The 25,317-nt window shown below is 33.9% G+C and carries 22 protein-coding genes, 1 pseudogene, 1 riboswitch and 1 other annotated feature; of the genes and pseudogenes, 7 read left to right on the top strand and 16 right to left on the bottom strand.

Annotated features, from left to right (window positions below):
• Position 1: 1 nt before the first annotated feature.
• The 9 genes from rnmV to RWM24_RS02730 all read right to left on the bottom strand — a co-directional run bounded on the left by rnmV (position 2) and on the right by RWM24_RS02730 (position 8,492).
• Positions 2-553, bottom strand: coding sequence for a ribonuclease M5 (rnmV, locus tag RWM24_RS02770; RefSeq protein WP_314111298.1), 552 nt, complete (start codon positions 551-553; stop codon positions 2-4).
• A complete protein-coding gene (locus tag RWM24_RS02765; protein WP_314111295.1) occupies positions 550-1,332 on the bottom strand; it encodes a TatD family hydrolase in 783 nt (260 codons plus the stop codon). Before RWM24_RS02765 ends, rnmV begins: the two co-directional genes overlap by 4 nt.
• Positions 1,333-1,353: 21 nt before the next feature.
• Entirely contained in the window at positions 1,354-1,992 is a 639-nt protein-coding gene (locus RWM24_RS02760; protein ID WP_314111294.1) for an MBL fold metallo-hydrolase, read from the bottom strand.
• A gap of 168 nt (positions 1,993-2,160) precedes the next feature.
• Complete coding sequence (locus RWM24_RS02755; RefSeq protein WP_314111292.1) at positions 2,161-2,670, bottom strand: QueT transporter family protein; 510 nt, start codon at positions 2,668-2,670, stop codon at positions 2,161-2,163.
• Between the two features lie 5 nt (positions 2,671-2,675).
• A riboswitch (PreQ1 riboswitch) is annotated at positions 2,676-2,722 on the bottom strand.
• Between the two features lie 76 nt (positions 2,723-2,798).
• Positions 2,799-3,602: a nuclease-related domain-containing protein gene (locus RWM24_RS02750; protein WP_314111290.1), complete on the bottom strand. Its 804-nt coding sequence runs from the start codon at positions 3,600-3,602 to the stop codon at positions 2,799-2,801.
• Between the two features lie 4 nt (positions 3,603-3,606).
• Positions 3,607-4,086 (bottom strand): nucleotide exchange factor GrpE, encoded by a 480-nt coding sequence (locus RWM24_RS02745; protein ID WP_314111288.1) that lies wholly within the window; start codon positions 4,084-4,086, stop codon positions 3,607-3,609.
• Between the two features lie 2 nt (positions 4,087-4,088).
• Positions 4,089-5,468, bottom strand: coding sequence for a tetratricopeptide repeat protein (locus RWM24_RS02740; RefSeq protein WP_314111286.1), 1,380 nt, complete (start codon positions 5,466-5,468; stop codon positions 4,089-4,091).
• A gap of 14 nt (positions 5,469-5,482) precedes the next feature.
• Positions 5,483-7,012, bottom strand: coding sequence for an Hsp70 family protein (locus RWM24_RS02735; protein WP_314111284.1), 1,530 nt, complete (start codon positions 7,010-7,012; stop codon positions 5,483-5,485).
• A 343-nt stretch (positions 7,013-7,355) separates the two neighbouring features.
• The gene (locus RWM24_RS02730) at positions 7,356-8,492 is read right to left on the bottom strand and encodes an acyl-CoA dehydrogenase family protein (protein WP_314111282.1); all 1,137 of its coding nucleotides are present in this window, start codon (positions 8,490-8,492) and stop codon (positions 7,356-7,358) included.
• 154 nt (positions 8,493-8,646) lie between these two features.
• Here RWM24_RS02730 and RWM24_RS02725 point away from each other — a divergent pair, with 154 nt between their 5' ends.
• The 4 genes from RWM24_RS02725 to RWM24_RS02710 all read left to right on the top strand — a co-directional run bounded on the left by RWM24_RS02725 (position 8,647) and on the right by RWM24_RS02710 (position 14,543).
• Positions 8,647-10,434, top strand: coding sequence for a glycerophosphodiester phosphodiesterase (locus tag RWM24_RS02725; protein ID WP_314111280.1), 1,788 nt, complete (start codon positions 8,647-8,649; stop codon positions 10,432-10,434).
• A gap of 221 nt (positions 10,435-10,655) precedes the next feature.
• Positions 10,656-12,728 (top strand): SSURE domain-containing protein, encoded by a 2,073-nt coding sequence (locus tag RWM24_RS02720; protein WP_314111278.1) that lies wholly within the window; start codon positions 10,656-10,658, stop codon positions 12,726-12,728.
• A gap of 70 nt (positions 12,729-12,798) precedes the next feature.
• Positions 12,799-13,497 (top strand): response regulator transcription factor, encoded by a 699-nt coding sequence (locus RWM24_RS02715; protein WP_314111276.1) that lies wholly within the window; start codon positions 12,799-12,801, stop codon positions 13,495-13,497.
• A complete protein-coding gene (locus RWM24_RS02710) occupies positions 13,494-14,543 on the top strand; it encodes a HAMP domain-containing sensor histidine kinase (RefSeq protein WP_314111274.1) in 1,050 nt (349 codons plus the stop codon). Before RWM24_RS02715 ends, RWM24_RS02710 begins: the two co-directional genes overlap by 4 nt.
• A 351-nt stretch (positions 14,544-14,894) precedes the next feature.
• Here the strand turns inward: RWM24_RS02710 and RWM24_RS02705 are convergent.
• From RWM24_RS02705 to RWM24_RS02675, 7 genes and pseudogenes are all read right to left on the bottom strand, one after another.
• Positions 14,895-15,359: pseudogene (locus RWM24_RS02705) on the bottom strand (hypothetical protein); the annotation flags it as partial.
• Positions 15,349-16,347 (bottom strand): hypothetical protein, encoded by a 999-nt coding sequence (locus RWM24_RS02700; protein ID WP_314111273.1) that lies wholly within the window; start codon positions 16,345-16,347, stop codon positions 15,349-15,351. The pseudogene RWM24_RS02705 and the gene RWM24_RS02700, both read right to left, overlap by 11 nt.
• 172 nt (positions 16,348-16,519) lie before the next feature.
• Entirely contained in the window at positions 16,520-17,800 is a 1,281-nt protein-coding gene (gene serS, locus RWM24_RS02695) for a serine--tRNA ligase (RefSeq protein ID WP_314111271.1), read from the bottom strand.
• Between the two features lie 91 nt (positions 17,801-17,891).
• Positions 17,892-18,110, bottom strand: a binding site (T-box leader).
• A 61-nt stretch (positions 18,111-18,171) separates the two neighbouring features.
• The gene (locus RWM24_RS02690; protein ID WP_314111269.1) at positions 18,172-19,566 is read right to left on the bottom strand and encodes a D-alanyl-D-alanine carboxypeptidase family protein; all 1,395 of its coding nucleotides are present in this window, start codon (positions 19,564-19,566) and stop codon (positions 18,172-18,174) included.
• Positions 19,567-19,688: 122 nt separating this feature from the next.
• Positions 19,689-20,219 (bottom strand): DUF924 family protein, encoded by a 531-nt coding sequence (locus tag RWM24_RS02685; RefSeq protein ID WP_314111267.1) that lies wholly within the window; start codon positions 20,217-20,219, stop codon positions 19,689-19,691.
• Positions 20,220-20,279: 60 nt separating this feature from the next.
• Positions 20,280-21,098, bottom strand: coding sequence for an ATP-dependent sacrificial sulfur transferase LarE (larE, locus tag RWM24_RS02680; protein WP_314111265.1), 819 nt, complete (start codon positions 21,096-21,098; stop codon positions 20,280-20,282).
• Between the two features lie 24 nt (positions 21,099-21,122).
• Positions 21,123-21,788, bottom strand: a complete 666-nt coding sequence (locus tag RWM24_RS02675; RefSeq protein WP_314111263.1) for a Crp/Fnr family transcriptional regulator — start codon at positions 21,786-21,788, stop codon at positions 21,123-21,125.
• Between the two features lie 167 nt (positions 21,789-21,955).
• Here RWM24_RS02675 and larA point away from each other — a divergent pair, with 167 nt between their 5' ends.
• Genes larA through larC form a run of 3 tightly spaced genes read left to right on the top strand, consistent with a single transcriptional unit; the run spans position 21,956 to position 25,296 of the window.
• Positions 21,956-23,233, top strand: coding sequence for a nickel-dependent lactate racemase (gene larA / locus RWM24_RS02670; RefSeq protein ID WP_314111261.1), 1,278 nt, complete (start codon positions 21,956-21,958; stop codon positions 23,231-23,233).
• A gap of 9 nt (positions 23,234-23,242) precedes the next feature.
• Positions 23,243-23,986 (top strand): nickel pincer cofactor biosynthesis protein LarB, encoded by a 744-nt coding sequence (larB, locus tag RWM24_RS02665; protein WP_314111259.1) that lies wholly within the window; start codon positions 23,243-23,245, stop codon positions 23,984-23,986.
• Positions 23,983-25,296: a nickel pincer cofactor biosynthesis protein LarC gene (gene larC / locus RWM24_RS02660; protein ID WP_314111257.1), complete on the top strand. Its 1,314-nt coding sequence runs from the start codon at positions 23,983-23,985 to the stop codon at positions 25,294-25,296. The genes larB and larC overlap by 4 nt, the downstream gene beginning before the upstream one ends.
• Positions 25,297-25,317 lie beyond the last annotated feature (21 nt).

The following is a 25,317-nucleotide window of genomic DNA, read 5'->3' as shown; positions in this document are numbered from 1 at the left end:
TTTAACTCCTTTCTTGTACAATTTGTACCGCATTTCGTAATTGTTGTTCTGAAATGCCAAATAATTTCAATCGTTTCGTTAATTGCTTTCCATTTGTATGTCCAATGCGTAATTCTTTAGACACTTCTTTTCTTAAATAAGACGAATGAGGATATCCAATGAGTCCTAATTCTAAAATCACAGATTGAGAAATTTCTTCTTGAAGATCTGCTACTGGCTTATATACATGCTCCAATGCTTTTTGAATACTTTCATCGCTAGCATGTTCCACTCCAAGACTTTTATGATTCGTTTTACGAACCGCTTCTTCTCTTTCAATAAAAGCATGACTAACGGTCGGAATCGCTTCTTGAATAATCGAACGAATTCTTTGTCCTGGATAATCTGGATCTGTAAATACAATGACTTCTCGAATTTCACTTGCCTTTTTTATTAAAGCGAGTGTTTCGTCATCAATAGCTGAACCATTCGTTTCAATCGTTTCAATTTCTGGAAAAACTTCCTTTAATCGGCGAGTGTCATCTCGCCCTTCCACTACTATAATTGGATTCATTTTAATCCTCTTTCTTCAAATCGAAATAGCTTCATTGCATTTTCTGTCGATGCTTTAGCAATTTCTTCCCAAGCCACTTCTCTTTCCTTAGCAATTGTTTCAACCACATAGCGAGTATATCCTGTTTCGTTTCTCTTTCCACGATACGGAACAGGGGCTAAATAAGGGGCATCTGTTTCCACTAAAAAACGATCTAGTGGAACGATTTTCGCACACTCACGAACTTGAGGAGCATTTTTAAACGTCACTACTCCACTAAAAGAAATATGCATCCCTAAATCTAAGAAACGTTTCATATATTCCACATCACCATTATAGCTATGCATAATTCCACCGATATCTCGAATATCTTCTTCTTTTAAAATACGATAGCAATCTTCTGTCGCATCACGGTTATGAATAACAATCGGTAATTTCATTTCTTTTGCAATGGCAATTTGGCGACGGAATACTCGTTCTTGTTCTTCAGGTGTAGAGTCATCCCAGTAATAGTCTAATCCCATTTCCCCCATTGCCACTACTTTTGGATGGGTTAATTGTGTGATTAATGTTTTCTCAATTTCTGGTGTATAGGCATGTGCTTCAACCGGATGCCATCCTACAATCGCCACTACTTCTTCAAATGTTTCACTTAATTGGAGAGCTTTTTCAATCGTTGGTGTATCAAATCCGACAATCGCAAAACGTGTAACGCCTAATTCCTTTGCACGCTTAATAACGTCTGCTTCTTCTCCTTCGAATTGCTCTACATTTAAATGTGTATGTGTATCAAAAATCATTTTGAATTCTCCTACTGAGTCCTATCTAGTTGCTCCATTTAAAAATGGATTACTTGCAATTTCATCTTGTAATGTTGTTGGCTCACCATGCCCTGGGAAAACAACTGTATTTCCTGGTAATGGTAATAAATAACGTTCTATTCCTTCCATTAATGTCATATGACTACCATATGAGAAATCACTACGTCCTACGCTACCTTTGAATAAAACATCTCCACCAATCACAAATCCATTATCTTTGAAGATAAAAACTGTACTACCTGGAGAATGTCCTGGAATTAACGCTAATTCAGGCTCAAAACTTCCAATTTTCCATTTTCCTAATTCTTCTGGATAGTATCCGTCAGCAGGGTCTACTGTAATATTTTCGTTTGAATATAATGAACGATTGAAATCTGTATTCGTTAAAAATTCTTTTTCAATTTCATTCATATACATTGGAATATTGTATGCTTTTCTTAATTCATCTACTGCTCCAATGTGGTCTCCATGCGCATGTGTTAACACAATCGCAATTGGTTTTAATCCTTCTTCTTCAATTAATTCTTTAATATCCTCCGCTTGTGCACCTGGATCAAAAATTAATGTTTCTTTATTTTCATCAATTAAAAAATACACGTTCTCTTGTAGGCGTCCTACTGTTAAACTTAATAATTCCATTGAAATTCCTCTTTTCTGATTCTTAGTCTACTATAGTTTAGATGCTTTTATACTTTTTTACAAGTCATGAGGTTACGAAATGCCTTTTTTAATCAACAAACCTTCAACATTTTCCACTAACAATAAAAGGCATACCCGATTTCTCGAATATACCTTTTAAAACTTATATTATGCATTCATTTGTTTTGTAAAACCAATTGCTTTGTCGGCTGCTAACATAACTGGAATCCCCACTAACATGACTACAATTTCACCAACAAAAGTTTCAAAGTAGCTTAACCAAAATGGTAATTCTAATACAAGTTTTAACTCAATAGCCACTAAGAAAATCATCACACTAAATACGATGGATAACAATAACATTTTGCCTTTTAAATCTTTAGCAAATCGGAACACGAATGAACCAATCACTAAAGATAAAATAGAATGTCCTAAACCAAATACTAAATCATATACTCCTAAACCAGAGCTAGACATAAAAATAGTATTGGCTAAAATAACACCCGCAATAATCCCGTATCCATATTTTTTATCAAATACAAATAAATGGTTTAACATTTCTGAAATACGGAATTGGATATTTCCAAAAGACATAAAGGCAAATACTGTTGTAATCACCACATATAATGCTGCTACAATTGCATTGATAATCAACACTTTTACATTGTTTTGTTTCATTTCTTTTCCTCCTAGTTTTTTGAATCGAGGGATGGTTGCGAACCTCGAGCATTCAAAACGCCACGAAAGATCATACTATAAACCTCTTGAAAATACTAGGAATATCGCTATGGAGTAATTTCCTTTATTCATCGTTTCAATAATAAGCTAAAAGTTTGACGAATCATTTGCCCACCTATCGTGTCTTTAAATGGTGGTTCTTGCTCTAATTCTAACAACATATCTTCCAATGTAATTGCAGGAATATTACCAGGCCAGTATACCTTATCAATCTGACCTGCACCTTTTTTTGTAGGCATTAAAACAACACGAGTTTCTAATTTATAATATCTTAATAGATTTTCAAATTTTTTAGAAAATTTTTCCTGTGCAAATTTCATATTATGAGACATTTTTTTCGGTTTTCCTACTAGAGATCCAGTTGTTACATCAATAGTATACAAAAATTTTCTATCACTACGATAAATCACATCCCCCGAGGCATATAACTTCAAATCAATCAACCAAATGGTATTGCCTGAAACAATTACACAATCTACATCAGCAGGAATCTTTTCATCACCTATTCCTAAATTATGAACCGACCAAAATGTTACTAGACGATTTAAAAGATTTTTCTTTTGCAGTGACTTAGCAAAATTCAATTCTCCTTCTTGTCCTAATTGAATCATTTTATTGTCAAAATTTGAAGCACTCAACCCTTTTCCTGGTTCTCCAAACATTAATTCGAATTGATTCAAAAAATAGTTCTCTAATATTTGTGGCTCAAACCCTGTCATCTTACCATCGTTTGATGCTTTAGAAATAGTAGGCAAACGATGGTAGTCTAATGTCCGTTGAGCTCTTTTTTGGTTAAACGAAGAAGATATTTTAACAATCTGAAGTCCAAAAACACCCAGTAGCGTATTAATTAATTCTAATAAAAAATTCATTCTCTTATCCCAATGATTGATATTGAGCAATAATAACCTTACTTGGACGTAACACTCTATTATTTAACAAATAACCCTCTTCCAATACTGCTATAATTCGATTGTCATCTATTTTATCAAAAGTTGGGACAACAGATATCACTTCATGAATGCTAGGATTAAGGAGTCCACTATTATCAATTGCTTCAAGACCATTGAGCGATAATACTTGAAGTAACTCTTCATAGACAGAGTTTATAAACTCAACACTAGGAACAATATCATCAGATTTTAATCGATCCATTACTTTCAAAATTTCTACCATTAAAGGAGCAAATTTAGCACCTTTATCTAGTTCTTGGCGGTAAATCAAATGCTTCTTAAGTTCCTCAATTAAAGAATTTTTCTCTTTATCCTCTAACAAACGACGAGTAATTAGGGATTCTATATTCTCAACCTTATCTACAATGTAAGATACTTTTTCATTTAACACTGCTTCACTCATGCTTATTTCCCCTTATTTCTACGATTTAATTGATAACCTTTTGGATAGAATAAATATACAATCAAGTAGCTTAAAATAGCTAAACTAATTATATTACTCATAACGAAGTCGTGAACGATTTTTGCAAAAAATGCACTGACAATCCAGTTCAATACAAATAGAAGAATCAGCGCCAAGCATCCTCCACTCGAGTGTCTTTTCGATGCATATTTATATCTCTCTTCAATAACCGTTAGTAAACTACGAGTTTGTGATGAAATGTATTTATGTTCCAATTCTTCTGATTTCACCTTATGAAGGAAGGCTTTAGTTATTTCTACCTTTTCTTTATTATCAAGAACCGTTTCTTCTTTAATTCGATTACGTTCTAAAGTTTTTCCAAAAAATTCTTCCGTAGATGTATCTTTTGCAATTTTTAACTTAGCAAAATAAACATCTATTAATAACGCTCCATAATCTTCATAAAAATCACTTTCTTTTGAATGCTTATTTTTTAGAACTTCTAATTCCTTTTCAGCTTCTAATGGGTCAACCTTACATAGTGCGTATATATAGAAAACATGATCTGAAAAGAATGGACTCACATTTAAAAGTTTTTTCGCAATCGCTAAAGAATCCTTATATGCTTTTTCATTATAATAAGATTTACCGAGTAATTCATATACAATAGCCCCTCGTTCCTCTACTTCTGAAGGGTGATTGTTCATGAGTCTTGTCAACTCCGTAATGACCTCTCTATATAATTTATTCTCAAATAGCACCTTAGCTTTTAATACGATATAGTAGATATTTTTAGATTGTTCATAAGCTTGTTGGTAACTCGATACCGCTCCTTTAATATCTCCTTTTTCTCGATAAATATCCCCACGCAATTCTAATGAATCTGGATTTGATGGATTAAGTCGATAAGCTTCGCTGGCTGCTAATTCTGCTGCATTATAATCACCAGCTTCTAAACATAGACGTCCTTTAAAGCTCCATAAATCAGCGTTTGTTCTCGAAAACTTCAACGCTTCCTCCGCATAAGATATAGCTAATGTTCTATTTCCTTGATAGTAAGCTTCTCTAGCAAATCTAAAGTAATCTACCTCTCCATCATTACTTTCATTAGTATAAAATTTCGGTGTTGGTTCTGGAGTGGCTTTTCGTGCCTCTTGAGCCAGTTGTGCATCGTACTCATTTCGGGTTTCTTCATTTTCAAACACTTTTTCAGCATCCGCTATAATATTCATTTTTCTCTCAGCCATTGACCGTTGGTCAATATTTGGAGAACCTGTCAGTTGTCTGTAACGTTTACGATTTGCTTTAATACTTTGCTTCACCTCTTCTAGTGAAACTGTTCTCTCTATTCCTAATTCTTCATAATAGTTTACAAAAGACATTTCTCTATTCTCCTTTAATCAATCGTTAATTCTCTAATACGACGACTAGCTTGTTCTAATTCGCCTTGATTCATATTTGCTTGGCGTTCTATTTCAAAAGTTCCTAACAAATTATTAGATTCATCATGAAGTTCCACAAAAACAGTTTGATCTACATCATAATGGAATGTTACCTTCAAAGGAGTTCTAGCAGGCCATGTACCCGGTAACTTAATGAGGCTTTCTCCAATAATTGTCACAAATTCTAAATCTTCGTCATCTCCCTGAGTCACTTCCACCAAAACATTTTCTTGATTGTTAGAACGTGTATAAAACACTCCAGAATACTTATTAGGAACCTTCGCATTTTTAGGTATAATAACAGAATTTTTTCTAACATCATTAGTTAATGCGATAATCCCTAAAGCTTGTGAAGTAACATCAGAAATATTTACTTTACTAGAGAGCTCTCTTAATACTTCAGAACCTTCTCCTTTTCCAGCCATTTCTAATGCGGCTTGAATTGCAGCCCCTTGAGCTACTGCTTCATCAGGATTAATTGAATAGGTAATTTGACGTCCAAATTTTTCTTCCAACTTCTTATGAACCATTGGCATACGAGTCGAACCACCAATTAGGAGAACACGATCTACTTCGCTCCATGCTAAACCAGACTCCTCCATAACATCATCCAACAATTCTTCTGTACGATTCATTAAACTTTTCGAAGCTTCTTCAAATTCTAAACGAGTCACAGGTATTTTGTAGTTTTTACCCTTGTAATCCACAAACACATTTGTTTGCTCAACTGTAGTTAATGAACGTTTGACAGATTCTGCTTTTTCACGTAAAACTGCTGTAATTTTTTCATCTGTATAGATATCTTCTGCTCCTTGAGCTTCCATTTTTTCTGCAATAATCATAGATAAAACATTATCGAAGTCAAATCCACCCAGGTTACGGTCTCCGTCTGTTCCAATAACATCAAACTCTCCATTATTAATTTTCATTAGAGTAACGTCAAAGGTTCCCCCACCTAAATCATATACTAGCACTGTTTCATTCTTTTCCGATGAAATTCCATAAGCAAGGGCAGCAGCCGTCGGTTCATTTAACACTCGTAAAACATTTAAACCAGCTATTTCTCCCGCATGTTTTGTTGCAGTTCTTCTTGCATCATCAAAGTAAGCGGGAACAGTAATAACTGCATCCTTGATTTCCTCTCCTAAAGCATTTTCTGCACCCTCTTTTAAACGCTTTAAGATAATAGCTGAAATTTCCTCTGCACCATAGACAACATCACTCGGTGAATCAAATTTCCAATTCGGATTCCCAATTTGACGTTTTACATACTGTACGACATTTTCTGGCTGACTAGCAGCTAAGTTTTTTGCTTGAATGCCTACTAGTGGTTCATCCTTTCCATCAAATGACTGAAAGAATACAACAGATGGTGTTAAATTATCACCATCTTGATTCATTAAAATGGTTGGTTGTCCTGTTTCAGACAAGACAGATACTGCTGAGTAGGTTGTTCCTAAATCAATTCCAATAGCATGACTCATGGGTTAATCTCCTTATGATTAGTTATTTTTTACACGCTCATCGTACCATAAATACTGAATCCCACATAAAAGCGAAACTATGATTATGTTTTTCCCCTGTTTAATTCTCTTTTAGGAAAAAAACGAAACTATACTTACGCTTTTTGCTCAAAAATTGACTATATTAAAGACTAAAAAGAAAAATATGGATATTCATTTAAATACAGAAAAAGCTCATGAATTGTCTTGGAATATAAAAAAGACTCCTTACAGCTTTTACACTCAAAAGCTATAAGAAATCTTTATCAACATTATTGTCAATTATATAAAGTTCATCAGTCGTATTACTTACGACTCCAACTAATTACGCAATAGGTCCTAATAAAATATTTGCCCATGCATCATGGAGAGATTCTTGATCAGATGGTTGGAATAAACCAGCTAATACATCACGATATAAGCGTGAAAGTTCTGTTGTATTGTAATAAGAACTTCCTCCACTAGCACGTACAATTTCTTCCACTGCCTTTTTAGACACTTCAACAGAACGATTTTTAATCGAAGATAAACGTGGTAACCAAATAAAGCTATATTCTTCGCTTGATTCCAATGTTTGACTTAATTCATTAATTTGTGGTTGAATGCTATCTAAAATAATGGCTGCTTCGGCAATTCTCCAACGAATGTTTTTATCTTGAGAATATGGCGCATCATTTGATACAGAATAACGAGTTTTTACCGTTTCAATTCCAATTTCTAACGCACGTTTTCCAATTCCATGGTAAGTAGCGGCTAATAAAATTTCAAAATAAGCAAAAATACCAAACACAACTGGATCAAAACTTGGACCAGGAGCTACTTTTGTTAAAATTTGTTCTTTGGCAGCATAAATCCCTTTTAATTCTACAGTGTTTGATTGAGTTGCTTTCATTCCTAATGTATCCCAATCATCTTTTACTTCGAATGTTTCTGCATCAGGTGTTAAATAAGCAAAGACAGACAATGGAGATTCTCCAGAAGTATCTGAACCAAATGAAACTAATTTATCGCAATATTTTCCCATTGATAGGAAAACTTTCTTTCCATAAAAACGATAGCCTCCATCTTCTTGTGGCTCTGCTTTTGAAATGGAACCAAATAGCACTCGGTCATTACTTGGTTCAGAAATACCAAACGCTAATAACTTCCCATCAGCTGCATCTCGTAAAATTTGTTCGCCCTTCTTATTGCCGAATCGAACCATATGCTTGGCTAATCCAACAATAATTTGGTGCATATTAATCCCAAGAGCTGTTCCTGGTGCTGCCATTGCTAATCTTGTTTGTTCTTGGGCAATTTCTTGAAGAGATAAGCCATATCCCCCATATTCTTTTGGCACAAAAGCTTTATAATACCCCGCTTCTTTTAATGCCTCATAATCTTCCTTTGGCCACGCATTTTCCAAGTCATATTGCGCAGCTCTTTGATGAATTTGTGCTAGTAATTCCTCTGATAAAAACATAAAACCCCTCCTATAAAATCATGATTACGCTTTAAGTATACGGCAATCTTTCTCTTGATACAATGAAGAAATCTTACTTTTTTTAAACGATTTCACTAGGAATTTTCTTTATACCTATGCTACAATATTCTCAATCTTTCTATAAGGAGGCTTTATGGAAAACCAAACTTTACCTATTTGGAAAACCGTTCGATTCGTATTGAATAATTTATTTTCCAACAAAATTATGTATGTTCGAAATGCTGCCTTCTTACAATTTTTTGTATCCTTTGTTGGCTTTCGAATTTTATCAACCTTATTTAAAGGCATTATTTTTTTATCGGGACAAAGTAATTTTAATTTTAGTAATATGAAATTATTCTTCTCTTCCCCCATTATTATTTTAGCGTTTATTGCATATTTATTCGCCGTCATTTTATTTGTCTTTATTGAATTTTCGATTCTTACCTTTATGGTGTATGGAACGATTTCTAAAACACATTTCTCATGGCGAACCAGTTTAAAAAATGCATTTGGAGAAGTGAGGGAATTTTTTAGCCCGCAGTTTATTTATTTCTTATTGTATATATTGACCCTGTTACCTTTAGGAAAGTTTGGAATGACTTCCTTTTTAACCGAACAATTGTATATTCCAAACTTTATTACAGAAGAAATTCAAAAAACGACTGCTGGAGCTATCGGTTCTATCCTTTTATTTGTAGTACTAGCTTATTTTCATCTTCGATTCATTTATGCTATCCCACTACAAATTTTAACGAATCATTGTTTTTTAGAAAATATAAAAACAAGTTGGACGCTCACAAAGAAGAAGCTTTGGAGACATATTGGTATCTTCTTACTTGTTGAAATCGTCCTATCCCTTATCGGATTTTTAGTAACGTTTATTCTTACGATTACTTTAGGCTACTTATCTTCTATAATGGATAATGTCTTTATTGTAACAAGTTTATTTGTCTTATCGAAACTAGTTATTTTCTTTATGGCAATTTATACAAAAATTGCGCTTGTCATTATTTTAGTAAAACTAGCAGATGATCAAGACGCTGTAGATGTAACAATCAAGCATCATATTCCCGAAATTCCCTTTAAAAGTACCATTATTACAGTGGCTGCTTTTATTGGTTTAACGATTTACTATTCTAGTGAAGCTATTACAAAATATCACTGGGAAAACTCTTCGTCAGCTGCTATCGTGGCTCATCGAGGATTTACCGAATACGGAGTAGAGAATTCTCTTGAAGCTTTAGAAGCTGCTGCAAAAGAAGGCGCCGATTATGTCGAAATGGATATTTTACTCACAAAAGATAATCGCTTTATCGTCATGCATGATTATAATTTGAAGCGACTAGCGCGTCTCAATAAAAAAGTAAAAGATATGACTTATGACGAACTCGTTGGACTTCCAATTTACCAAAATGATTATGAAAGTCATATTCCTTCTTTTGAAGAATTTGTTGCAAAAGCTAAGGAACTCAACGTCAAGCTACTCGTTGAATTGAAACCTCATGGTTTTGAAGGTGCAGATTACACAGACCTCTTCATTGCAAAAATGAGAGAATTAGGTGTTGACCAAACTTATAAAGTTATGTCTATCAACTTAGACGTTATTGAAGAAATTGAACGAAAAGCTCCTGAGATGGATACCGGATATGTCATTCCACTCCAATTTGGGGGATTTGGAAATCCTGCAGTAGACTTTTACGTGGTGGAAGATTTCTCTTACCATGACTTAACAACTATTACTGCTCAGCAACAAGGTCATGAAGTTTATGTTTGGACAATTAATGAACCCGAAGAAATTAATAAATATCTTCATAGCTCTGTTTCAGGCATCATAACTGACCATCCTGATATTGCGAAAGAAGAACAAAAACACTTACTCGAAGAAAGCACCCCTGTTGATCGTGTACTAAATGCTATTAATGTTAGTGTGAAAAAATAAGAAAAAGGAATTAACATGCCATGAGGTTTGTTAATTCCTTTTTTAGTTAGAAAAACTCCTATTCTATTCTCTAAATAAAGTTATTCCAGCCGTATTTCCGCTATTTTTTTCGTATATAAGTATTTCATAACGGATATTTAAGAATTATTTTAACTTTTCATTATACTCACTTTATTTTTACCGCTTATAGTAAATACATACAAAACTTAGGAGGTTTTACTATGAAAAATAATGTTCATCAAAATTATACTCGTTGGTCAATTCGTCGTTTAAGCGTCGGTGTAGCATCGGTCGTCGTTGCTAGTGGATTTTTTATCCTTACCTCTCCAGTACAATCTGTTCTAGCAAATGAAGCTGCTGCTACATCGGTTTCTCAAACGAAACCAGAAAAAGCTCAAAAAGACAAACAAGAGGAAGTGAATCAACTCATCAATAAAGCTGTGGATACTGCCTTAACTGCACCAAAAGAAACTACTGCTCAGAGCAGTAATAATAAACCAGCTACTGAAAATAAAGTAGATGCTGCAAATACTCCAAAAGAAGTCTCAGAAAATAGAGCTGCAACTCCAGCTGAAACTACTCCTGTTACTTCTCCTCAACAAGTAAAGGATTCCGTAGCAAATAATATTAAACCAAACACTGAAGTACCTGCTAGCTATCTTGAAAAAGCGAATGTTCCTGGGCCTTTCCTTGCTGGGGTTAACCAAGTAATTCCTTATGAAGCTTTCGGTGGTGACGGTATGTTAACTCGTCTATTACTGAAATCTTCTGAAAATGCTCCTTGGTCTGATAATGGAACTGCAAAAAATCCAGCATTACTTCCTCTTGAAGGTCTTACTAAAGGTCAATATTTCTATGAAGTTGACTTAAACGGAAACACTACTGGTAAAGAAGGACAAGCTCTTCTTGATCAACTTCGTGCCAATGGTACTCAAACTTACCAAGCTACTGTAAAAGTGTACGGTAATAAAGACGGTAAAGCTGACTTATCTAATGTTGTTGCTACTAAAAATATTTCAATTACTTTAAACGGATTAACTCCTGCTAAAAATGTAAACGAATCTGTAGCCAATAATATTAAAGCTCAAACTGAAGTACCTGCTAGCTATCTTGAAAAAGCGAATGTTCCTGGACCTTTCCTTGCTGGGGTTAACCAAGTAATTCCTTATGAAGCTTTCGGTGGTGACGGTATGTTAACTCGTCTATTACTGAAATCTTCTGAAAATGCTCCTTGGTCTGATAATGGAACTGCAAAAAATCCAGCATTACTTCCTCTTGAAGATCTTACTAAAGGTCAATACTTCTATGAAGTAGACTTAAATGGAAACACTACTGGTAAAGAAGGTCAAGCTCTTCTTGATCAACTTCGTAAAAATGGTACTCAAACTTACCAAGCTACTGTTAAAGTGTACGGTAATAAAGATGGTAAAGCCGATTTATCTAATGTTGTTGCTACTAAAAATATTTCAGTTACTTTAAACGGATTAACTCCTGCTCAAAAGGTAAACGAATCTGTAGCCAACAATATTAAAGCACAAACTGAAGTACCTGCTAGCTATCTTGAAAAAGCAAATGTTCCTGGACCTTTCCTTGCTGGGGTTAACCAAGTGATTCCTTACGAATTCTTCGGTGGCGACGGTATGTTAACTCGTCTATTACTGAAATCTTCTAAAAATGCACCTTGGTCTGATAATGGAACTGCAAAAAATCCAGCATTACTTCCTCTTGAAGGTCTTACTAAAGGTCAATATTTCTATGAAGTTGACTTAAACGGAAACACTACTGGTAAAGAAGGACAAGCTCTTCTTGATCAACTTCGTGCCAATGGTACTCAAACTTACCAAGCTACTGTAAAAGTGTACGGTAATAAAGACGGTAAAGCTGATTTATCTAATGTTATTGCTACACGTGAAGTTCGTATTACTTTGCATAAAGAAAGCATGGCAACCAATCATTCTTCTTCAACTACAAATACTACATCTACTATGAAAGAAGAACATGCTACAAAAAATGAGATGAAACCAACGACTATGGAGCACTCTCAACAAATGAATTCTAAAACAATGGAACAAGAAACAGCTAAAAAAGAAGAGCTTTCTACTCCAATGATGAAACAACAAAAAGAAGAAGCAAAAGAAATGAAAAAGAATGATTCTATGAAGAAAGAAAATAAAGCTACTCTACCGGTAACAGGAGAAACTACTACAAACACTTCTGCTTTAGGAGCATTCTCAGCTGGATTAGCATTCGTTCTAGGAATCTTAGGATTAAAAGCTAAAACAGAAAGAATCTAAGTTTAATTCCCCTAAAAATAGTGTTATACTGAGCAAAAGTATAGCACTATTTTTATCAAAGGAGTCTCTAATGGAAAAAACAATATTACTCGTAGATGATGAGTTTGAAATTACAGATATCCAAAATCGTTACTTATCACAATCCGGTTACACGGTTTTTGTAGCTCATGATGGAGTTGAAGGGTTAGAACTATTTAAAAACAAATCCATCGATTTAATTATTACTGATATTATGATGCCCAAAATGGATGGATATGATTTTATTAGTGAAGTTCAATATTTATCTCCTGACCAACCGTTTCTATTCATCACAGCTAAAACAAGTGAACAAGATAAAATATTTGGTCTTAGTATGGGAGCTGATGACTTTATTACAAAACCTTTCAGCCCTAGAGAACTTGTACTTCGCGTCAATAATATTTTTAGAAGAATTTATCGAGGTGGAAATCCTACTCAAGTACAATTAGGAAATCTAAAATTAAACCACGAAACTTATGAAGTTTATGTCGACAATCATCTACTCAACTTAACGGTAAAAGCTTTTGAACTTTTATGGCTTTTATGCAAAAATCCTGAACGAGTTTTCTCAAAAACAGAATTATATGAAAAAGTTTGGCAAGAAGAATTTATAGACGATACGAATACACTAAACGTTCATATCCATGCTTTAAGGCAAGAATTGTCTAAACACTCTAGTTTACATACTCCAACGATTAAAACCGTATGGGGCTTAGGATACAAAATTGAAAAACCAAGAGGTTCATTATGAAATTAAAAAATTATATTATTATTGGTTATCTTATCTCTACTACGTTAACCATACTCGCTGTTTTTTGGGCAGTTCAAAAAATGTTAATTGAAAAAGGAGAAATTTACTTTTTGATAGGAGTTACATTATTCGCTAGCTTCATTGGCGCTATGATTAGTTTATTACTTCTATCACCAATTTTCTCTTCTCTTAACGAACTTAAAAAGAAAGCAAAAGATATTGCCAATAAAAATTTTAATGATTCCGTTACCATTAAAGGTCCAATTGAATTCCAAGAATTTGGAAAAGCTTTTAATCATATGTCAGATGATTTAAAAAAATCCTTTGATTCACTAGAAGAAAGTGAGAAAGAAAAGAGAATCATGATTGCACAACTTTCCCATGATATAAAGACTCCCATTACTTCGATACAAGCAACCGTTGAAGGAATTTTAGATGGAATCATTACTCAAGAAGAACAATTTCATTACTTAACAACGATTAACCGTCAAACGGAACGATTAAACAAATTAGTAGAAGAATTAGATGACTTAACGCTTAATACACAAGAAGCAGAGGAGCATCATCAAAAAAATGAAGTGATTTTCTTAGATCAGTTATTAGTTCATGCGATGAATGAGTTTCACCTTTTAATTGAACAAGAAAATAGAGACATTCATATACAAGTTCTACCAGAATCTGCTAAATTTACGAGTCATTATGATAAATTGTTACGTATTCTAGTCAATTTATTAAATAATGCCTTTAAATATTCTGACCCTGGCACACCAGTCGATGTAAAAGGGATTTTAGAAGATAACACTCTCACAATTAGTGTGTCGGATAAAGGAAAAGGAATTGATGCTAAAGAATTTGAACATATATTCAAAAGACTCTATAGAGTTGAAAGCTCCAGAAATATGAAAACTGGAGGCCATGGCCTTGGTCTAGCCATTGCTCAAGAATTAGCTCATCAACAGGGCGGAAAAATTACGGTTCAAAGTCAAAAAGATGTAGGAAGTACCTTCATCCTTTCTATCCCATTTGAAAATAAAAATTCTAAATAAGAAAAAGGAATTAACGTGCTATTTGCTTCGTTAATTCCTTTTATTTTACTTTTAAAATAATCACTTTGATAGAAACTCTCTTAGTATTTCAAAAATTTCTTCTCGTGATAAAATAATATCTTCATTCTGAGGGATAGAATGTGTCTCACTTGATAAAACCTGAATAAATCGTGCCATATCTTTCACGATAGTATTTGAAGTATTAATTTTAGATAAAGCATCCTCTTCATGCAGTAACATCGTTAATCTTGCAATATCATTTAAGTGCTTTTTGATTTTTTTGCTTAATCCCCGTTCACCTTGTTTTGATTTTTCTACCATATCAAGCCATGCTTTTGCTTTAAATACAATTAACCCCCGATTGCTCAATACAGAATATTCATCAATAATTTCTTTTTCATTCACTAACAATTGATAATAATCTTTATCTAATAATAATGCAGACAGACTTGCCTCTTCAGCGAAATGAAGCGGAGTTTCTCTACTAAACTTTTTCAAAGGGTACTCTGGTAAAATACTAAATAATTCTATCATTTCTGGGAATCCAGATTTCTTAGTTGTAAAACGAAAAAGCTGAGGTGATTCTTCTAATTGACTTCCGATATATTCTCCTATTTCTAGAAAATGAATCAATGTATGATAAAAAGCTTTGTCCTTTAAATGATCAATAATAACCATATCATAATCTTTGGTCGTACGACTTTCAAATCCATGAGCATCTAAAACAATGGAAGTGGCTGTTCCCCCAATTAAAACATAGTAATCTTGATATTCCTTAAAAATCTCTTGAAAAATAGGTTTTATATTAGCTGGCATACTTTTCTCCTAATAATGTAAAAATCTTGCTTTCTAACTTCTCTACTTCCTCTTCAATTCGAGGGTCCTCATCATCTTTTAAAATCAAATATAATGAAATTGGATCAATTAAAGTAAACTCACCCTGACTTTCGTCTTTTAAATAATTAAAATGTACCGGTTCATAATCCCAAATTTCTATTTTATGTCCTTGAAAAATATGTTGTTGAAGTGATTCCTCCATTTTCTTAAACTGTTTTTTTGATAATGCATAAGTTCCATATTCATCATTATCCGCTAACATACTTATAGTTGATAAAGCTTTTGTATTTGAAAGTTTCAAATCTAAATTCTGAGTAATTCTCTGAAAATCATCTTCATTAATCAATACAGTATTATGAATTGGATTTTTTAGAATCTTTTTAGCTTCTTTAAAAATCTGAGCTTTTGTTTTAGCAAAGTGATAAGATTTATTCTTATTTGTTAGCCAACCTCTGTCTTTAAAATTCTTAAAAACACGATATAAACTTGGAATAGATAAATTTGTTAAACAACTAATTTCCTCTATATTAATTTCAACTGTTGAAGGAGATAACAATAGTGAGATTAGAACTTTTTGTTCAGTTGAAGACAGTTTTTTATCTACTTCAACTGTTTTTTCTACTTTTGAAAACAAAAATCCTAAATAAGGGAAGTAAATATTTTCATGATAATCAAGATATGGAACAGCAATTTGCAATAATTGTTTTTTCTGTATATCAGATAATTTATTAAAAACTAAAACAACTGCTAATCCCGTTTGTTTTTGAATCCCTTTTGCTTGTTTGACAACATTTTCTAAACTTCCCGCCCGTTTTTCTTTCATTAGCAAAAATTTTTCCCCATTAATCAGTAATTGCATAAAATGATATTTTTTATGAAAAACAATTGGCAAATGAAGCTCTACAGGAGATAAGCTCACCTTAAAATGAAAAGCTTCAAAAATATTCAAAATCTTATCAGTATTCATAGTTTCACCTCTTTTTATCACTTTTTCTGTATTTTATCACTCGATATGATAAAATGCAATTTTTTTGATAAAAAGAAAAAGACTCTTTAACAACAGATTGCACCCGAGCCTAAGAATCTAAATTCTTCTAGCGTACTTTCCAGTATTAAAAAGTCTTTTCTTTATCTAATCATTATTTAGTAATTTTTGTAACTCCACCCATATATGGAACTAATGCTTCAGGAATTGTTACACTTCCATCTGCTTCTTGGTAGTTTTCTAAGATGGCTGCTACTGTACGACCAACTGCTAAACCAGATCCATTTAATGTGTGTAATAATTCAATTTTTCCAGTTTCAGCTTGACGGTAACGAATTTTCGCACGACGTGCTTGGAAGTCTACACAGTTTGAGCATGAACTAATTTCACGGTAAGTATCTTGTGCTGGAATCCACACTTCAACATCATATGTTTTAGAAGCTGAGAATCCCATATCTCCTGTACATAATACAATTGTACGGAATGGTAAGCCTAAACCACGTAATACATCTTCCGCATTATCTGTCATTTTTTCTAATTCTTCAAATGATGTTTCAGGAGTTGCAAATTTCACCATTTCTACTTTGTTGAATTGGTGTAGACGGATTAAGCCACGAGTATCTCTTCCGGCACTACCTGCTTCTGAACGGAATGAAGGACTTAATGCTGTGAAATAAATTGGCAATTGTGCTTCTTCTAAAATTTCATTTGCATAATAGTTTGTTAATGGAACTTCTGCTGTTGGAATTAATGTTAAATTACGTTCGTCATTAATTTGGAACACATCTTCTTTAAATTTAGGGAATTGTCCTGTACCATACATTGATTGTTCGTTTACTAAATATGGTGTAATCATTTCTGTGTAGCCATGTTTTTCCACATGTAAATCAATCATGTAGTTGTAAATCGCACGTTCTAAGCGAGCACCTAATCCTTTATAGTATAAGAAACGACTTCCTGATACTTTAGCGCCTCTTTCAAAGTCTAAAATATCTAATGCTTCTGCTACTTCCCAGTGTGGTTTTGGTTCAAAATCAAAAACACGTGGAGTTCCTTCACGACGGATTTCTACGTTTTCGTTTTCATCTTCCCCTACTGGTACATCTGCTGCAGCAATGTTTGGTAAGCGTGAAGCGATGTATTCTAATTTTTCTTCTACTTCTGCTAATAAAGCATCTGTTGCTTTTACATCTTCCCCAACTTGTTTCATTTCAGCAATTTTTGTACTAGCATCTTCTTTATTACGTTTTAATTGAGAAATTTCTTCCGTTACAGTATTACGGTATTGTTTTAATTGCTCCGTTTTTAAAATTAATTCACGACGTTTTTCGTCTAAATCACGTAATTCTTCTACTACTTGACGTTCTACTCCGCGGTTTTGTAATCCAACCACAACTTCTTCAAAGTGATCTCTCACTCGTTTCATATCTAACATATTGATTCCTCCATTTTCTTTTGTTTTGCCTGTTGAAACTTTGTTTAAACCATTGTAAAAAAATACACACAACTCATCCCCGACAAATTGTCACTGGGACGAAGTTGTGTGTTTCACTTTTATCTTCGCGGTACCACCCGTATTCAATGTTTCCATTGCACTCATTTGCGATAACGGTTTGCTCCGGATGGCTTAATCAATGCTTTCGCCATGCATCATAGTATGTGGATTCGCTTGTCATACTTTACTAGCTTTCACCAAACGCTAGCTCTCTACAAAAGACTTCAAGTTACTATTCATACCGTTTTATATGTCTGTATTTTACAATATTCTCTAAACTTGTGCAACAGGTAATCAGCAAATTGAACTATTTACGCTTCTTGTGCATGTAAGAAACCTTTTACTTTTTGGAAGATATTCCCAAAAAAGTCTTTAACACCTTGAATCACTTTCCCTACAAATCCTCTTGCTTGTCGATAGCTATCTGTCACAATATTTGATGGATCGATTTCATATCCTGCAAATGCAGGAACATGTCCTTCTGTTTGACCATCTACATATCCTAAATCTTCTCCAGGCATTTGGAAATATAGATCTCCAATAGTTTTTCCCGCAGTAATTGGTGCTTGTAAGGCATTATTTTCATCTAATAATTCTTTAAAAGGTTCAAAACGAACTTTTACTTGACTCATGGCTGTTCCCTTTGGAACAGCAGCTACAAAATTATCGCCATAATCGACACTAATTTTCTCATCAGAACCACCATTCACTGGATAAGATTGGATATTCTGAACCGATTTCCCTGGAATTCCTACCACTAAGCCTTCATATTTCTTAAATAATTCATCTAACATTTTCGCTGTTACTTTAAAACGATTCAGTGGTTGTTTAGATCCCATGGATACAACAATGACTGAAAAATTATTACGAGTTGCAGTTGTCGTAATAGAAGCTCCACTAATTTCAGAAGTTCCTGTTTTTAAGCCAGTTACACCCTCATATCCAAATAACAATCCTGGAATTAAATAGTTAAAATTATCCATCTTTGTCATCCCAGCAGTTCCTGGTCTAAACTCCTTCGTTGTAACAGAAGAAATTTTTAAAATTTCAGGAAAATCTACTACTAAACGTCTTGCAACAATAGCAACAGAACGAGCAGACATACTATTTTCTGCATCATCTCCAAAATTTGGATTCTTTTCTGTTGTTCCATATTTATTCGGCAATCCTGTCGCATTCACAATCGTTGCATCTTGAATTCCCCAAGATTCAACTTTTTCCTTCATTCGTTCTACCCATTTAGCTTCACTTCCCGCTAAATATTCTGCCATCGCAATGGTTGCTGCATTAGCAGAATAAATCGAACTTGCTTCAAATAATTCTTGAATACTATATTTCTCATTTGGCCATAAAGGAACATTTGATAACGAATAATTGGCACTTAATTTACTGGCACGTTCACTAATAGGAATTTTTGTTTCCCATGTAATTTCTGAATTTTTAATCGCTTCTAATATTAAATATTGACTAATCATTTTACTCATCGAAGCAATGCCGCGAACATCATCTTGATTTTTTTCCATCAAAATTTTTCCACTTGTTTGTTCGATAGCAATGTAAGATGCTACATCTTCTAATGCGGCAATTTCTTCTGCTGTTTTAGGTCTTTCAGGTTCTTCAGCGTGAACCATTGCTTGCATCGGAGTTACTAAACAACAAGCCAATATAGCTGTCAATACTGCCTTCATCCATTTAAATTTTTTCATATCTATATCTCCACAATTCTCTCTTTTGTCTATCCATCGTATCGAATTTTTTACGAAAAAACAACTCTATTTATATTAAGGTTTTATTACTTTTTTTAATCCGCTTTACAAAAAATTTTCACTTAAAACCCCGAATGATTTCGAAGAAACTCTAACTCCTCTTCCGTCGATTTTCTTCCTAAAATTTCATTACGATGTGGATAACGCCCAAACTGTTCGATGATATTTCGATGCATCTGTTCATATTTTGCACGCTTTTCCATACCAGGTTCGGAAAATAATTTTTCCGCTACTTGATGAATTGCTAATGATTCTGAATGCATAAATGGCATATATAAAAAGCTTCGTTCTACAATCGTTAATTTTTCTGAATAAGGTAGAGCTTCTTGAGCTAATACAAGCGCCATACCATCATATAAAAATGCTCTCGCATCATTACGATATAAATTTCTAGAAAATTGATCCAACACTATAATTTCCGCTAATCTTCCTTGAATTGTATTTCTCCAATGACTTAATTCTCCTGCAATAGCTGCTTGGTGAGTGTTAAAAAAACGTCGGTATATCTCTGTATCTAATACTTCAGATTTTACAAACCAGTCTTTTGGTTCTAATTCCTGAAACCAAAAATGCAATATTTCTTTAGCTTCCATACTTCCTCATTTCTATGAAAATAAAGAAGAACCCCCTTATCAAAGTCCTTCCTTATTGCATTAGATATTTTCCTTTTCTTTTTCACTTAAAACTTGATTCATTCGTCCATATTGATATCCTGCTAAATCTAACGCCACATAGCTGAAGCCAATGGTACGTAATGTACTTTCAATTTCTTGACGAAGTTCTAATAATCTTGGAATTAAATCAAGTGACACTTCAATTCTTGCTAAATCTTGGTGAACACGTACACGCACTTGTTCAAATCCCAATTGGATTAAATAAGCCTCGGCTTCTTGTACCCAGCGAACTTTTTCAGCAGTAATTTTTGTTCCATATGGGAAACGAGATGCCATGCTACAAGAAGGTACTTTATTCCAATTTTCTACACCACGTATTTTTGCTAATTGACGAATTTCACTTTTATATAATCCAGCTTCTTGTAGTAAACTACGAACACCTTCTTCATTGCGAGCTTTCACACCTGGACGAAAATCATCTACATCATCCATAATCGTCCCATCTGATAAAACGGTATAGCCTTCTTTTTCAGCATGTTCTTTAATTGTTTGATACAACATCTTTTTACTGTAATACCAAATTTTAGGCGTATTCGCTGCAATTCGAGGATCTGATAATTCTTGCATTTCTAATCCGATGACACGAGCACCCATTTCATTTGCCAAATCAATAGCCATATCAAACTCATAATCTGGAAATAACTCTGAATTGACCACAGCAGCTAATACATTTTCACTACCAAGCGTATCAACAGCCACTTTTAATAAATAAGTACTATCAATCCCGCCAGAATAAGTAATGACAATTTTCCCTATTTCTCGTAATATTTCTTCGAGCTTTTTCTCTTTTTCATCCATAAAGATTCTCCTTTACACTGCCTCCTATTCAGCTTCTCTTCCTGTAAAATCTGCTAAATAAGAAATATCCTTTACAATGATTTTCTGATTTTTCACTTGTACAATACCCTCTGTTTTTAAGTCATGAATAATACGATTCACACTATTTCGAGTTGAAATTCCACAAAATCCAGCAATATCTTCATTTGTTACTGCAAAATCAATTAATACTCCATCTCGAGTTTGAACTCCAAATTGCTTAACCAATTTATAAAGAAATGCACATACCGCACCTTTTTTACCATTCATCGTCATATATTGTAAGGATTCAATGTTTTCAGATAATTTTTTTCGGTAATATTCTCGAACATAATCTTGTAATTTTCGATCTTCTTTAACATATTCCCAAAACTTAATACGCTGAATACGATAAAAACTAGCTTCATCCGATTCTACTCGAACATTGAAAGGTGCTGAAGTATAATTGGATACCTCATCTCTTAATAATGAAATAATGTCAATCGGAGTAATATAAGATAAATTAAACTCTCTTCCATCTTTTAAGATGATACTGGTTTTAACAACGCCTTCTTTCAACACATAAGTATACGATTCTTCCAACCCATGATACGCTAAATACATATGTTTTTTCTTTTTAATAACGGGAGCATTATGCTCCTCCAAAAAATTTACTAAATAATTTTCTTCCATTTGACGCACTCCTTTTTTTAAAAAAAACTTCTTCATTCTCCCACTCAATATTATCCTCTTGTAGAAAATATTTTTGTTAACATATGTTAACACCATTTGTGCCATCATTCCACTAGGAAAAATATATACTAGACTATGTTAACGATTTACAAAGGAGATGTTAAGAAATGGTAGATATTCAATTACCTTATGACAAACAACTAATCACTGCTAGCATTCCTGATAAAAATTTTGCAGGATTGTTAGAATCTCAAGCAGAAAATTTTTCAAATCCGCTTTCTGAACAAGAAACCGTTGAAAAATCAATGGATAATCCTATTGGAAGTAAATCATTAGAAGAACTAGCAAAAGGGAAAAAAGACATCGTCTTAATTAGTTCAGATCACACACGTCCTGTCCCTTCTCATATTATTACTCCAATTATTTTACGTCGTATTCGTAGTGTTGCTCCAGATGCTCGTATTCGTATTTTAGTAGCAACAGGGTTCCACCGTCCTTCAACACGTGAAGAGTTAATTCATAAGTACGGTCAAGAAATTGTCGATAACGAAGAAATCGTAATGCATATTTCTACAAATGATGAAGATATGGTAAAAATCGGTCAATTACCTTCAGGTGGGGACTGCATTATTAACCGTATTGCTGCAGAAGCAGACTTATTAATTGCTGAAGGATTCATTGAATCTCACTTCTTTGCAGGATTCTCAGGTGGACGTAAATCTGTATTACCAGGTATTGCTTCTTATAAAACAATTATGGCAAACCACTCTGGTGAATTTATCGACTCTGATAAATCAAGAACAGGAAACTTAAAACACAATTTAATTCATGAAGATATGGTTTATGCTGCACGCACTGCAAAATTAGCCTTTATCGTTAATGTTGTATTAGATGGAGAAAAACATATTATCGGTTCATTCGCTGGTGATATGGAAGATGCTCATCATGTTGGATGTGAATTCGTTCGTAGATTAGCTCATGTTAAGAAAATTCCTTGCGATATCGCTGTTTCAACAAATGGTGGATTCCCACTTGACCAAAATATTTATCAAGCGGTTAAAGGTATGACTGCTGCTGAAGCTACTAATAAAGAAGGTGGCGTTATTATTATGGTTGCTGGATGTCGTGACGGACATGGGGGTTCAGGATTCTACCACAACTTAGCTGATTATAAAGAACCAAAAGAATTTTTAGAAAAAGCGATTAACACACCACGTTTAGAAACAATTCCAGACCAATGGACTGCTCAAATTTTAGCTCGTATTTTAGTCCATCACCGTGTCATTTTTGTTTCTGATTTGGTCGATCCTACATTAATTACAGATATGCATATGGAAATTGCAAAAACATTTGACGAAGCATTAGCTCGAGCTTTAGAAATTGAAGGTCCAGATGCTAAAGTAACGGTTATTCGTGATGGTTTATCTGTCATCGTTGAAGATTAGGAATTCATTATGGATAAAAAAGAGATTCTTATTCGCTTTCAAAAAGGAGAACTTTCACTAGAGGAAGCTACCTCTAAATTAGAAGGTATCGACGATTTAGGTTTTGCTTCTCTTGACCTTTCTCGTAATAAAAGAAATGGATTTCCAGAAATTATTTACGGAGAAGGGAAAACAAAAGAGCAAATTGAACAAATTATTCATTCATTAGAAAAAGAAAATCTTCCTGTACTAGCAACTAGAGTAGACAGTGAAAAAGGGCAATATTTATTGAACAAAATCCCTCACGGATATTATTACGAAACTGCAAGAGCTTTTGTCGTTCATCCAACTCCAATTCAATCCAAACACTATATTGCTGTTGTAACAGCAGGAACGAGTGATATGCCGGTAGCAGAAGAAGCTGCGATTACGGCTGAAACATTTGGGAACCCTGTGAAACGCATTTATGATGTTGGAGTTGCGGGTATCCATCGACTATTTAACCGTTTAGATGATATTCGTGGCGCTAGTGTGATTATTGTCATCGCTGGTATGGAAGGTGCTCTTGTGAGTGTAGTTGCAGGATTAGTAGATGTTCCAGTCATTGCCGTTCCTACAAGCGTAGGATATGGAAGTAACTTACAAGGTCTAACGACTCTGATGAGTATGTTAACTTCGTGCGCTTCTGGTGTAACAGTTGTCAACATTGATAATGGATTCGGTGCTGCTTATTCTGCTAGCATGATTAATCAGATTCGAGGTGCTTCATCATGACACATTTATATTTAGAGCCTTTATCTGGCATTAGTGGAGATATGTTGAACGGTCTTCTTATTGATTTAGGAGCTAGTTCAGATTATTTACAACAAGAACTTAAAAAATTAGCTGTAGATGGCTATCATTTACATATTCATAAAACTGCAAAGAGCAGTATTTATGGAATTGATTTCGATGTTCATTTAGAACATGGTGAAAAGGACCATGGAGTTCATGGAGATTTCACGCATGACCATGAGCATCACCATGAACACGATCATCATCATGAACACGATCATCATCATGAACACGATTATCATCATGAACACGGTCACCATCATCACGATGACGTTCGTGGCTTACAAGAAATTATTGAAATTTTTGAAAATAGTACCGTTTCTGACTTTGTAAAAGAAAAAAGTATGGAAGTGTTCCGTGACATCGCTCGAGCAGAATCTGCGGTTCATCAAGTACCTATTGAACACATTCATTTCCACGAAGTGGGAGCAATTGATTCGATTGTAGATATCGCTAGTTTCTTCATTTTATTTGAAAACTTAGGGATTACAAAAGTATATAGCGCCCCTTTAGTCGAAGGTAGTGGTACAATCAAAGTCGCTCATGGCGTTATACCTGTACCTGTTCCAGCTGTTATGCAATTAAGAAAAGGAACTTCTATCTTAATTCATCAAGATTTCGATATTAAAACTGAACTCATTACACCAACTGGTCTCGCCTTACTAAAAGCCATTCATCCAGACTTTACCATTCCAGAAAACTTAGAGATTACTTCTGTAGGTTATGGATTTGGAAAGAGAGATACTGGAAAATTCAATGCATTACGTGGAAGTTTATGTCATCCAACAACTCACTCTTTCAAAGAAGTGCACCAGTTAGATGATGATATTTATCAAATTGATACGACCATTGATGATCAAACTCCTGAACAAATGGGATTTTTAATGGATTTCCTATATGAAAAAGGAGCGCTAGATGTCACTTATTTCAGTGTTCTAGCAAAGAAAAATCGACCAGCTATTCATGTAACGATTTTAATTTCTCTCTCCCAATTAGAGGAATTTACTAACATTCTATTTGAGCAAACAAGCACCATTGGATTTCGGTATCAAAAAATTTCAAGAAAAGTCATGCAACGAACTTTTCAAGAAGTAAAAACTAGCCTAGGAACCATTCGTGTCAAACAAAACACATACCAAAACATCTCTAAAACAACTCTTGAATATGAGGATTGTGCCAGACTTGCTAGAGAACATCAATTGCCAATTGGAAAAGTCTATCAACTACTAGAAAAAGAAGTATTATCATAATTTAATAATAAAAAGGGGTTT

The organism is uncultured Granulicatella sp. (genome assembly GCF_963516875.1).
GTDB lineage: Bacteria > Bacillota > Bacilli > Lactobacillales > Aerococcaceae > Granulicatella.
Note: the sequence above shows the minus strand (reverse complement) of the source record. Positions and strands in the feature narration are given on the sequence as shown.